Annotated in this window: 10 protein-coding genes; 3 read left to right on the top strand and 7 right to left on the bottom strand. The window is 61.9% G+C overall.

The features are described 5' to 3' along the window. Nucleotides 1-24: 24 nt before the first annotated feature. Both GOB87_RS02540 and GOB87_RS02535 read right to left on the bottom strand, forming a co-directional pair. A complete protein-coding gene (locus GOB87_RS02540; protein WP_242006115.1) occupies nucleotides 25-534 on the bottom strand; it encodes an Hsp20 family protein in 510 nt (169 codons plus the stop codon). Nucleotides 535-640: 106 nt separating this feature from the next. Then, entirely contained in the window at nucleotides 641-1,675 is a 1,035-nt protein-coding gene (locus tag GOB87_RS02535; protein ID WP_166312980.1) for a glycoside hydrolase family 5 protein, read from the bottom strand. 189 nt (nucleotides 1,676-1,864) lie between these two features. On the opposite strand from GOB87_RS02535, the gene GOB87_RS02530 reads away from it, so the two are divergent. The 3 genes from GOB87_RS02530 to bluB are packed head-to-tail and all read left to right on the top strand — an operon-like array spanning nucleotide 1,865 to nucleotide 5,708. Further along, nucleotides 1,865-4,135, top strand: a complete 2,271-nt coding sequence (locus GOB87_RS02530; RefSeq protein ID WP_166312979.1) for a GumK N-terminal domain-containing glycosyltransferase — start codon at nucleotides 1,865-1,867, stop codon at nucleotides 4,133-4,135. Then, nucleotides 4,132-5,091: a glycosyltransferase family 2 protein gene (locus GOB87_RS02525; protein ID WP_166312978.1), complete on the top strand. Its 960-nt coding sequence runs from the start codon at nucleotides 4,132-4,134 to the stop codon at nucleotides 5,089-5,091. The genes GOB87_RS02530 and GOB87_RS02525 overlap by 4 nt, the downstream gene beginning before the upstream one ends. An 8-nt stretch (nucleotides 5,092-5,099) precedes the next feature. Continuing rightward, on the top strand, nucleotides 5,100-5,708 hold the full coding sequence (gene bluB, locus GOB87_RS02520; RefSeq protein ID WP_166312977.1) for a 5,6-dimethylbenzimidazole synthase: 609 nt from the start codon (nucleotides 5,100-5,102) through the stop codon (nucleotides 5,706-5,708). Nucleotides 5,709-5,715: 7 nt separating this feature from the next. Here the strand turns inward: bluB and GOB87_RS02515 are convergent, their stop codons facing one another. The 5 genes from GOB87_RS02515 to GOB87_RS02495 all read right to left on the bottom strand — a co-directional run bounded on the left by GOB87_RS02515 (nucleotide 5,716) and on the right by GOB87_RS02495 (nucleotide 12,095). Then, nucleotides 5,716-6,462 (bottom strand): JAB domain-containing protein, encoded by a 747-nt coding sequence (locus tag GOB87_RS02515; protein WP_264806495.1) that lies wholly within the window; start codon nucleotides 6,460-6,462, stop codon nucleotides 5,716-5,718. Nucleotides 6,463-6,479: 17 nt separating this feature from the next. Next, nucleotides 6,480-8,066 carry a DHA2 family efflux MFS transporter permease subunit gene (locus GOB87_RS02510; protein WP_166312976.1) on the bottom strand — a complete coding sequence of 529 codons (1,587 nt, stop codon included), beginning with the start codon at nucleotides 8,064-8,066 and terminating at the stop codon, nucleotides 6,480-6,482. Then, a complete protein-coding gene (locus tag GOB87_RS02505) occupies nucleotides 8,063-9,241 on the bottom strand; it encodes an HlyD family secretion protein (RefSeq protein ID WP_166312975.1) in 1,179 nt (392 codons plus the stop codon). The genes GOB87_RS02510 and GOB87_RS02505 overlap by 4 nt, the downstream gene beginning before the upstream one ends. 123 nt (nucleotides 9,242-9,364) lie before the next feature. After that, entirely contained in the window at nucleotides 9,365-10,831 is a 1,467-nt protein-coding gene (locus GOB87_RS02500; RefSeq protein ID WP_166312974.1) for an ATP-binding protein, read from the bottom strand. A gap of 28 nt (nucleotides 10,832-10,859) precedes the next feature. Beyond that, complete coding sequence (locus tag GOB87_RS02495) at nucleotides 10,860-12,095, bottom strand: TIGR03862 family flavoprotein (RefSeq protein ID WP_373320748.1); 1,236 nt, start codon at nucleotides 12,093-12,095, stop codon at nucleotides 10,860-10,862. Nucleotides 12,096-12,140: the final 45 nt, after the last annotated feature.

Below are 12,140 nucleotides of genomic sequence, written 5' to 3'. Positions count from 1 at the left end.
AACAAAGATGAGCGTGCATTCTCTTCACTCGTCCCCAATGCTCCGCACCGTCTTGGGAACAGTCGTCGCAGGAGTGATCCCGCTGCCATTCACCCCACTGGCGCGCCCGGCCGGACCGTTCGCACTCCCCGCGCGAATATCAATTCGCCTCACGCGCACTTCCGGCTGCGGACGGTAAAGATCGATATTGAGAAGCCCGTTATCCAGCCACGCGCCACCGATGTCGATCCCTTCCGCCAACACAAAGGACTTCTGAAACTGGCGCGAGGCGATGCCACGATGCAGGAACACACGTCCCTGAAAATCCTCGGTCTGACGCCCACGGATGACGAGTTGATTGTCTTCCTGAGTGATCTGAAGATCGTCCATCGTAAAGCCCGCCACCGCTAGCGTGATCCGCAGTGTGGACGGCCCGATCTGTTCGATGTTGTAGGGCGGATATCCATCCCCGGACGTTTTGGACGCCCGTTCGAGCATAGTCTCAAGATGATCGAACCCGAGAAACATGGGTGATCCAAACACTCTGCCTGACATGCAGCCTCCTCCCTGTGAGCGAGACAGTGGGGACGGCCCCGCAACGGCAACCGCCCATTTGCTGGATATGGCGCGCGATCAGCCGGTTGCAAGAGGCAGCGTCATGTCAGGGAGCCGAATGGTGACGTGAACCCGCATGCCCTTTCGTCGCAAGAAATGGCCGCAGCACGTCCATCTGTGGCTTCTCCGTGCCGTCTTTGGCAGGCTCGATGGAATACATGTAAGGCCCCCACAGCGGTCCGCCCGCCCAATAGGTCCAACCGTAGATCACGTCCGGCTGAGCATGGAGATACGTCATGGCCGCCTTCAGGTCCGCCAGACATTCCGGCGTCTGACTAACACCGAACTCACCCAGAATCCCCTGCGCATGATGCGTCTTCAGCCAATCGACAAACGGCGAGAGCTTGCCCACCACCTGATCCTGCGGGATGCAGTTGGGCGAACGCCCTGAAGAGTCCGCATCGAAATACTGGTGGGCCTGATAGAGCAACGGTCGCACCGGATCATGCAAACGCGCGAGCGCCGCGCCATTGTCCTTCTCGAAATTATGGGCACCGTCCCATTTCACGCCGGAGACAATGATGCGGTTTTTCACTCCCGCCTTGCGTAGCCCATCGATGACAGCTTGCTGGATGTCCACCCATTCGTCCGCCGAGCCCTGCTGCGGCTCATTCATCAGATCGAACAGAACGTGCCGGTCGCGCCCGAACTCACGCCCCAGCCGCACCCAAAGATCGACAAAGGCCGCTGTCGGCACATCCGGGGTGCCAATAAATTTCCCGTGGAACTTGCCATAATTGTGGATGTCGAGAATGACCTCAGCACCCGCTTTTCGTGAAGCTTCGACGAAATCCTTCACCTCCCGGAGATAGGCGGCATCCAGCTTTCCCGAAAGCTGCGGCTGGATGCGTTCCCACAGGATGGGCAGGCGGAACAGGCTCATGCCCTGCTGCGTGTAGTACTCAATCTCCCCCTGTTTGGGGAACATGTAGTCCCAGTTCAATCGACCGGGAATCTTTCCCGATGCAAATCCCGGTCCCGCTAGATTGACGCCGCCCCGTGGCGTCGCTGCCTCCGCAGCAGTCGCTCCCAACGTGAGACCGCCCAGAGCCACAAGCGCGAGAATGTCATGGAGGCGCATGTTCAGCTTCCTTTTCCGCTTTTCATGGTCACGTCTTTCACCCGCTGCCTCCACTGGCTCGGATGAATTATTCAACCCCACAGCAGCCCTGCGCGTTTCCGTGAGATTGCCCCGTTGATAAACAAGCCGTTAAACGCGATCATCCCGCACCGATCGCAAACCTGACGCAGCACGGAGGCGCGCACCCTGATGACCAACTTTCTTGTTCTGTCGGTGCATGATTTCCGGTCGCGTCGCAAGGCAAGCGTCCATTTCATCACTGCCGAACTGGCCCGTCGTGGCACGACACGCTTCTATTCCACCGGGCTGAGCCGTCTGTCCGAACATCGTGGCGATACCCGCGCCGATCTGGCCGCACACGCCAACCATGTGGAAGTGGTGGACGGTGTGGAATGTTACCTCCAACGCGGTCTGTGGCATCCTTTCCGCCTGAAAAACTCCAAACTGTGGCCGCTTGAAGCCGCCATGTTCAAGTTTTACAGACTGACAATGCCGTCCATTCTCAAGAAATGGATAAAAGAAGCGGACGTGGTGTTCGTCGAATCCGGCATGTCCCCGATTTACATCGCGGATGTGAAACGACTGAACCCCGCAGCCCGCATTGTCTATCTCGCCTCCGATGACCTCTCCGTCATTGGATCCGCCGAGACGATCCGTCGCGACTTTGCGCGCAATTTCGACAAGATCGACCTCGTGCGCCTGCCCTCTCCCCTCCTGCTTGAAGGCATGCCCCACGGGCAAAGCGCCATTTTCGCACCGCATGGCATTGATCGCGACATGATGGAGCGCCCGCGCCCATCGCCCTATAATGGCAAGACCGCCTGCGTCTCGGTCGGCTCAATGCTTTTCGATGCATCGTTTTTCAACCTTGCCGCCCCAGCCTTCCCGGACGTGGAGTTTCATGTCATCGGCGCTGGACGCGCGGCCGAAGCGCTGGAAAAGCATCCCAACATCGTCGTTCATGACGAAATGCCGTTCGAACAGACACTGGGTTACGTGCAGCACGCTGCCTTTGGCGTCGCGCCCTACCGCGATGCCGATACACCGCGCTACCTCCTCGATACGTCCCTCAAGCTCAAGCAGTTCGCTTTCTTCGGCAAACCCGCGGTCTGCCCGGAATTTGCCGTGGGCACCGTGAAGGGACGCTTTGGCTACGTACCGGGCGACAAGGCCTCGATCGTCACCGCCATCCGGGACGCTCTAGCTTTCCACGAACCCATCACCATCGACATTCCTTCGTGGAAAGAGGTGGTGGACCGTCTGCTCATGCCGGAGCGCTTCCCGCAACATCGCCTCGCCGCACGCACCGAAGGCAAAACCGTCGCCATTTACCGCACGGAAATCCTGCCGCTTTCCGAAACATTTGTGCGCGATCAGGCAAAGATGCTCAAACGCTGGAAAGCCGTGCTGATCGGCGAACGTGAGATCGGCAAACTGCCGCTCGAAGGTCTTCCCGCCTTGGCCGTACATCAAGGCTCTGCCACCTTCCTCCAGCGCGTGCAGGGCGTGATAGCGCGCACATTGGAACGCCCCTATCCGGGCATGATGCCTATTGCCCGCTCGCTCGCCCCGCAGCTCATCCACGCCCATTTCGGCTTTGATGGCGTGGAAGCCATGCCTGTCGCGAAACGGCTGGGCGTGCCGCTGGTCGTGACCCTACATGGATCGGATATTTCTACCCACATGGACTGGTTCGCCGCCGGACATGGGGGACGTCGGTGGAAGAGCTATCCACGCCGGCTTGCCCGACTGGCACGGCAGAAGCATGTCAGCTTCGTCGCCGTTTCAGGACCGATCCGTGACGCCGCCATCCGCTGCGGCCTGCCCGCCAATCGGATTTCCATCTGCCATATCGGGATCGACGTCCGTCGTTTTCAGCCCTCCGAACCCGCACCGGGCAAGCGCAGCCGCACGATCCTGTTCGTAGGCCGTCTGGTGGAAAAGAAGGGGGCGTCCATCCTGCTGGAAGCGTTCGCACGGGTGCGTAATGCCGTGCCGGATGCACGACTCATCATTGCGGGCGATGGGCCGCAGCGAGCGGCACTCGAACGAAAAGCCGCCAATGTGACAGACGTGACCTTCGCAGGTGCCGTCAGCCGTGATGCGGTGCAAACGTTCATGAAAGAAGCCCGCGTGTTCTGCCTGCCGAGCATTACCGCCGAAAACGGCGATATGGAGGGACTGCCTCTTGTGCTGCTCGAAGCTCAGGCCAGCGGCGTGCCGGTGGTGACTTCCGCCAGTGGCGGTACAACGGAAGGCATGATTGATGGCGAAACGGGATTCGCCTTTGCGGAGCATGATATCGATGCCCTGACCCGCCATCTCATCACGCTGCTGACGGATGACGAACTCGCCACCCGTTTCGGAGCAAACGCCCGCGTCTATATCGAACAGAACCACGACATTCACACCTGCACACAACGTCTGGAAGCTGTGTACGATCAGGCGCTGGCATCATGAGCACCTTCTCCGTCATCATCCCCGTCTATAATGCCGAGGCTTTTCTGGAACGCGCAGTGCGCTCCGTGCAGACACAGACACAGCCTCCCCTTGAAATCCTGATGGTGGATGACTGCTCCACGGATAACACGCGCGAAGTCGTGAAACGTCTCGCAGCCGAAGATCCCCGCATCAGACTGTTCCAGACACCCAAAAACGGCGGCCCATCGGCGGCGCGCAATCTCGGGATCGCCAACGCCACGGGCGAGTGGATTGCCATCCTCGACGCCGATGACGCGTTCGCACCCACGCGGCTGGAAAAACTGGGCGCCATCGCCAGCCGACGCGGCGACATCGACATGCTGGCCGATGACCTGCTGTATTTCGATGCCGATGCCAACTGCATCAGTGGACGCGCCAATGCAACCGCAGGGCTTTCCGGGCATGTCGTGACGCTGGATGACTTCCTGCGCCACAATCAGGTGGATGGCAGCGGCATGGATTGGGGGTTGCTCAAGCCCTGCTTCCGCCGCGCGTTTCTGGAAAAGACCGGCCTGCACTACCGCGCCGACATGCGTCACGGCGAAGACTTCGCTCTCGTTGTCAGCCTGCTGCTGGCAGGCGCCATGTTTGTGCTGCTCGACGACGCGCTCTACCTCTACACCCAACGCTCAGGTGCGGTGAGCGGTCGCCTGTCTGCCCTCTCACGCACCTCCATCGCCTATGGCGCTCTGGCACGTTCCGCACTTGAACTGGCCCAACAACCCGAAATCGCCCGCCAGCCCGAACTCGTGCAGCTTCTGCAATGCCGGGCCGAAGGACTGATGCGGCTGGATGACGCGCACTTCTTCTCTGTCGCCGTGCGCAAGGGCGACGTCGTGGGGCTGGGACGTCGCGCTCTCGAGCGCCCCTCCTTTCTGACGCAAGTGGCCAGTCAGGTCGGCCGTGCCGTCAAGCGCAGGCTGGCACGCCATTGAGCAGCGCCATGACCCCGGCCGAGCGCCTGTTCGCATGGCGACGGGACGTGCGGCATTTCCGACCCGATCCCGTCGCGGCGTGGGAACTGGACCGTCTTCTGGAAACCGCCAACCGCGCGCCTTCCGTGGGCCTGAGTGAACCGTGGCGTTTCGTGCGTGTGGACACCCCGGCACGCCGCAACGCCATCCGCGCCAATTTCCTGGCCAGCAACGCTCAGGATCTTGCCGGTCGAGAGGGCGAGGACGCGCGGCATTACGCCACTCTCAAACTGGCGGGACTGGACGAAGCGCCACACCATATCGCTGTTTTCTGTGAAACCGACCCGGCTCAGGGGCGTGGGCTGGGGCGCGCCACCATGCCCGAGACCACGACATGGTCCGCCGTCATGGCGGTCCATACCTTCTGGCTGGCCGCAGCCGAACGTGGCATCGGCGTGGGCTGGGTGTCCATTCTGGACCCGACAGACGTGCGGCGCACCTTGTGCGTCGATCCAGACTGGCAGTTTCTCGCCTATCTCTGCGTGGGCTATCCCAAACAGCCTTCCGATACGCCGGAACTGGAACGTCTGGGGTGGGAGCATCGCAACCCGGCGCGGCGACGTTGGATCTGGCGATAAACTCTCCCTACCCCTTCAGCCGTCCCATCTGTTTCAGGCTGGCCCACTGGCCACCACGCAAGGCAAAGACGTCATGCACGGTGATGGCCAGAAGTTTCCCCGCCCTCTGCAATTCGGTCGCCAGCACTTCATCCCCACGGATCACAGCCTCCGGCTTTTGTCCGTCGGGGCAGGGCCGAATCAGGATCAATGCCGTGGCGTGCAATTCCAGCGCACGGGTAAAAATCAGCCGCGTCTCGGCCACGGCATCGCGCACCTCCGACACGCTCTCAATCGCCTCATCACCCAAAAGACGGTTGCGATTATCGAGAAACAGCGCCCGCAGCTGCCCGGGCACAGCACCGGCTAGCGCCGTATCGAAATAGGCCAGAAGCTCTTCCCAGTTTCCCAGAGAAGGACGCTCCAGCCGATCCGCCTCCCCCATCCGACGCGCCGCATGCGTCACCAGCCGCAAGGCCGCGAGGGCATCCGTCTCCAGCCCCTCTTCACGCAACGCCGCATCCGAAGCCTCCAGCACACCGGCGAATGTCGTGAACCGGTTGATCAGCGCCTTGGCCCGCGGCTTTGTGTCTCCACGTGGAAAACCGAAATAGAGCAGCATTTCCAGCAGTTCGTAATCCGCCAGTGCTCCCGCACCTTTCGCCACGACACGCTCACGCATCCGCTTGCGGTGTCCTGTCGGCCCCGTGCTGACAAACGGCAGCGCCGGAGAGGTGTCATTCCCGATGGAAGGCGTTGGTCCGGATACCGTCACGTCGTCTTCTCCCGCGCTCAATGTGCGCCTTTGGCAGGGCCGCCTCCGCTACGAATGGGCGAAAGCAGGAAGCAGAACGGTACGATACAGAAAGCCGCAATACCAAAGATCATGAAGGCTTCGTTATAGGCCAGCATCGCTACCTGCTGCGAGAAATCCAGAAACAGCCGATGCTGGGCCACCGCATCGGCGGCCGGTCCCAGCCCATGATCCACGGCGGCCTGACGGCCCTGTGCAAGGTAATCGTTGTAGGGCTGATGATACGGCGTCATCCACTGCACCATGTCCGACTGATGCGCCTGACGCCGCTCGATAATGAGCGCTGTCGCCCCGGAAATACTCAGGGAGCCGAAGAAGTTGCGCACCATGGCAAACAGCGCCGAACCATCCGCATTCATCTCACGCGGCAGGGTGGCATAGGCAATGGTCGAAAGCGGCACGAACAGGAACGCAAGGCACGCGGTCTGGCTCATGCGGAAGAAAACAAGGTGGCGGAAATCCAGCGTCGGCACCAGATGCGCCGACCAGAACAGGGCGATCCCCATCAGTCCGAACCCCAGCGCGATCACAGAGCGGATGCTCATGAACGTCATCATCCGCCCCACAATGGGAATCAGGAAAATGACCGCGATACCTCCCGGTGAAAGCACCAGACCCGATAGCGTGGCGGTATAACCGATGACCTGCTGCGCGAACTGCGGGACGATGATGGCGGAGGAATACAGCAGCGCGCCCATAGCCCCCATCAGGAATGTGGCCACAGCAAAATTGCGGTCCTTGAAAACCCGCAGATCCACGGCCGGGGATTTGGCCTTGATGAGCCAGAAAACCGCCCCGATGATCCCGATCGCCGCCAGCACGCCCATCACGCAGATGAAGGTGGAGCCGAACCAGTCATCGTCCTCGCCACGGTCCACCATGACTTCCAGACAGCCGAAACCCAGTGTGATGAGGCTGATGCCGATCACATCGATCGGCTCCCTGCGCCGCTTGGCCCATGGCGGATCGTCCACCAGAAAGCCCACGGCCATTGTTGTGAGAATGCCGAACGGCACGTTGATGAAAAAAATCCAGCGCCATGAATAATTGTCTGTGATCCACCCGCCGAGCGTCGGGCCGAGCACCGGCCCCACCACGGCGGCAATGGCCGTCAGACCGAAGGCCGCCGCCCGCTTCTCGGGCGGAAAGACGTCGAGAATGATGGATTGCTGGTTGGGCTGAAGGCCGCCACCGAAAAAACCCTGCAACAGCCGGAAAAGAATCAGTTCGCCCAGACTGGTGGAGATGCCGCACAGAAAGGACGTCACGGTGAACATCGCGATGCACACCATGAAATAGAGCTTGCGCCCGAACAGTTTGCCCAGCCAGCCCGAAATGGTGAGCACGATACCATTGGCCACGAGATAGGACGTGAGCGTCCATGTCGCATCGTCATAGGTGCTCGAAAGACTGCCGGCGATATGGGGAAGCGACACATTCACGATGGTCGTGTCGAGAATCTCCATGAAGGCCGCCATCGTCACCACGAAGGCGATGAGCCACGGATTATGGCGTGGCTTCCAGCTTTCGTGGTGTTGCGTGGCGTCGCCGGCCGCCGCGCTCATGGACGCGACACCGTTTCTTCACCCGGCGCGCGATCCACGATACGACCGTCCGGCCCCTTGGTGGCCGCCGTGTCCGTATGCACCACCGGCACCACCGACAGACCGAGCGCCAGTGGCACCTCGGGATCGAGACCGCTGTCGATGCGGATCTTGACCGGCACGCGCTGGACGATCTTCACATAATTGCCCGTAGCGTTTTCAGGCGGGAAAGCGCTGAACGTCGCTCCTGTGCCTTTCTGCAACGAATCGATATGCCCGTGCAGTTCATGCGAGGGATAGGCATCCACACTGATGTCCACCTTCTGGCCCGGCCGCATGTTGGTGATCTGCGTTTCCTTGTAATTCGCAATCACCCACACTTCCGGCGTGACGATGGAGAATAGGGACTGTCCGGTGGTGACATAGCGACCGCGTTCGACGTTACGCTGTGAAATCCAGCCATCCTGCGGCGCACGAATCTCGGTCCATTCCAGATTCAGTTCCGCGCGCACAAGAGCCGCCTTGGCGCTCGCCAGCGTTGCGGCATCGCCCTGCACCGCCGCTTGCGCATTGGCGATGTTGGGTTTGACCGGCATGGCGATCATCACCTGCGCCTGCGCCTGCGCGACGCGGGCGCGCGCTTCGTCCAGACCGGCCTTGGAATAATCGATGTCCTGCTGGGACGTCGCCGCCCGCATGACCGAATGCTGGCGGTTGTAGTCCGTGCGGGCGCGGAACTCCTGCGCCTTCGCCACGAGAAGGTCGGCCTGCGCCGCTTCCAGACGACCGGGGAAGTTTTTCTCGGCCACGGCCAGCAGCATCTGGTGCGCCGCCATCGTGGCTTCGGCCTCCTCTACTGCGGCGCGGGCGCGATCACGCTCCGCCGTCCAGTCACGCGGATCGATACGTGCCAGAAGCTGACCAGCATGGACGAACTGATTGTCGTCCACCAGCAGTTCCGTCACATAGCCACCGATATGCGGCGCGACGGTCACAGCGCGTCCCTGCGTGAAAGCATCGTCTGTTTCGACCTCAAAGCGGTGCAGAAACCAGTAGATGCCCGCTCCCACCACCACGAGCAGCAGCCCAACGATGAGGATGATCCGCACCAGCGGATTGCGCTTTTTCTTCTGCGTGTCCGTGTCGCCCTTGCCGGCGTCGCTGCCACCCGCCTGCGTATCCTGTTCGTCGGCCATGCCTTCTCCGCTGCCTTCACCCGGTCCTGCGCTCACTGACCGACCGGTTCGGTCATTTTTCTCGCATGGGTTCATGATCTCGATCAACCCGCGAGACCGAACCACATGACGCTTTGTTGCGAATCAGGCTCCCGGATCGCCCGGCTGTGTCTCCCAGCCCAACCCGATAATGGCTACGCGGCGGCGCCCGGCGCCGTCCATGCGGAGCACGACCGCATTGCGCTCCTCCAACCAGCCAAGAATGCGCCGCGCCCGTCCCGTCGAATGCGTGCCATAGATCCGCGCAATCTCGGCATCCGATGGACAGGCCAGTCCATCGCGGGCTGTGCGGGCGAGATAGAGAAACACGCCCTGCGTATCCTCCGGCAGTTCCGAGGCAATGGCTTCCGCCTCCTGCCATTCGGGCGATTCGGCGTCTTCCGTGTTGACCCCGCTGCGAGCCGTGGCCAAAGCGCGCCGGAACGCACGCATATCCATCGCCTCACGCCCAAGGCCCGCAATCCGACAGCGCACGAGGAAATCCTGATAGAGCGAAGCGGGTGGTCGAAATCCGCCATCATCTTCCACCAGAACCTGCCGCAGGATATCGGCCAGTTGCCGCCTGCGCTCAGCCGGATCGACAGGCTCTTCCACCTCTTCCGATTCCGCCAGAGCCGCCCCATGGGTGGCAAGCTGGGTGATAAGATCGGGCGCAGGAGGGGCCACGGGCCTGCGCGGTCGCACCATGATTTCCGGCTCGGGCAACGGTGCCAGAATCAGTTCCGCCACCGGTTCGGATGGTGGCGAGAACGGCGCCAGCACCGGCCCGGCCGAGCGGCTTGCTGTTGTCACCTCACCAATGCGAATGGTCGTGGGACGACGATACAGAGCCGGACCGAGAGCCACGAACGTGCCACGCTCCAGATCCCGGAATGCCTCCGCCTGCCGCCGCTCCATACCCAGAAGGTCGGACGCACGGGCCATGTCGATGTCGAGAAAGGTGCGCCCCATGAGGAAATTGGAGGCTTCCGCCGCCACGTTCTTGGCCAGTTTCGCCAGACGCTGGGTGGCGATCACCCCCGCCAGTCCGCGTTTGCGGCCACGGCACATCAAATTCGTCATGGCCCCAAGAGACGCGCGCCGCGCATCATCGGACACCTCACCGGCTGCGGCGGGAGCAAAGAGCTGCGCCTCATCCACCACGACCAGCACTGGATACCAGTGCGCACGCGGCACATCGAACATGCCCCCCAGAAAGGCAGCCGCACGTTTCATCTGCTGGTCCGCGTCCAATCCCTCCAGATTGAGCACGACCGAAGCGCGATGCACCCGCATCCGCTCTCCCGCCGCCTGAAGCGCCGCTTCCGTATGCTCGGCGGCGTCGATCACCAGATGGCTGAACGCATCCGCCAGACTGACGAAATCGCCCTCCGGGTCGATGATGGCCTGCTGCACCAGATTGCCGGTCTGCTCCAGCAGACGCCGCAGGAGGTGGGACTTGCCCGAACCGGAATTGCCCTGCACCAGCAGGCGCGTCGCCAACAGTTCGGCAAGATTCAACGTCGCCGGTCCACCGCCGACGATCTCTCCCATTTCGATTCTGCTGGTCATGGGCGGGAGATACAGTCCCGACTCCCGATCAGGCAACAGGCTCGGGCCACCTGTTTTTCTCTCTTCCCCAAGCCAGAGCACCTTTTCCCGCCGCACGTCCTGTCGCCATCACAGCCTGCAGGAGATACCCCCCGGTCGGGGCCTCCCAGTCCAGCATTTCCCCACAGACAAACACACCCGGCAACGCACGCAGCATGAACCGTTGATCGACCGCCTCCTGTCTCACACCGCCAGCCGTGGAAATGGCGCGATCCAGCGTATCGGTGCCCACCAGACGTACAGGCAACGCTTTGATTTGATGAGCAAGAGCGCCTGTGTCCGACGGCACCTCACCTGCTTCTCGTAAAAGCCCCACAGCCACCGGCGGCAGAGGCAAGGCCTTGCGAAGACGATTGCTCAAACTCTCACGGGCACGAACACGCGAAAGCCGTTCCGCCACTGTCGTCACATCCATGTCAGGCCGCAGATCAATCCGCAGAACGACCTCTCCATCCCGCTCAATAGCCTCCCGCAAAGGTGCCGCCAGCGCGTACAGACCGCCGCCCTCCAACCCGCGTTCCGTGATGACGGCCTCCGCCCGGCTCTTTTCGCCACCGAATGACAGCGTGACGCGCTTGAGAGGTGTTCCCGCAAACCGCTCGCGGAACGCAGACGACCACTCTACCCGGAAACCGCAATTGGCCGGACGCAGAGGCGCCACACTCACACCCCGCGTCAAGAGGACCTGCGTCCAGTGCCCATCGGACCCAAGTCGCGCCCAGCTTCCACCTCCAAGCGCCAGCACCGTCACGTCCGGTGTCACGCACTCCTCACCCGTCGGCCCGTCAAACCGAAGCGCGCCCTGCGCATTCCATCCTGTCCAGCGCAAGCCAGTGCGAAACTGCACGCCCTGCTCCGCCAAACGCCTCAACCATGCCCGCAAAAGTGGGGATGCCTTCATGGCGTCTGGAAAAACCCGACCGGAACTGCCCGTGAAACACCGCTGCCCCAGCCCTTCAGCCCAGTGCACCATGTCGGACGGTGAGAACGCAGCGAGCGCAGGCGCAAGCCATTCCGCCGCCGCGCCATACCGTCCGAGCAAAGACGGACCCATTTCCACATTGGTCAGATTAAGGCCGCTGCGGCCCGCCATCAGCAGCTTGCGCCCCATCGTGGGCATGCGATCAATCACGGTCACGTCGCACCCCGCGTCCGACAGGACTTCTGCCGCCGCCAGACCGGACGGACCGCCACCGATCACCACAACATTCATCAATCCGCCCATTCCTGTAATCACCTCACCCCGCTCATGACCCCGGAACGCCGCATC

It is taken from the genome of Acetobacter estunensis (assembly GCF_011516945.1).
GTDB classification, from domain to species: Bacteria; Pseudomonadota; Alphaproteobacteria; order Acetobacterales; family Acetobacteraceae; genus Acetobacter; species Acetobacter estunensis.
Note: the sequence above shows the minus strand (reverse complement) of the source record. Positions and strands in the feature narration are given on the sequence as shown.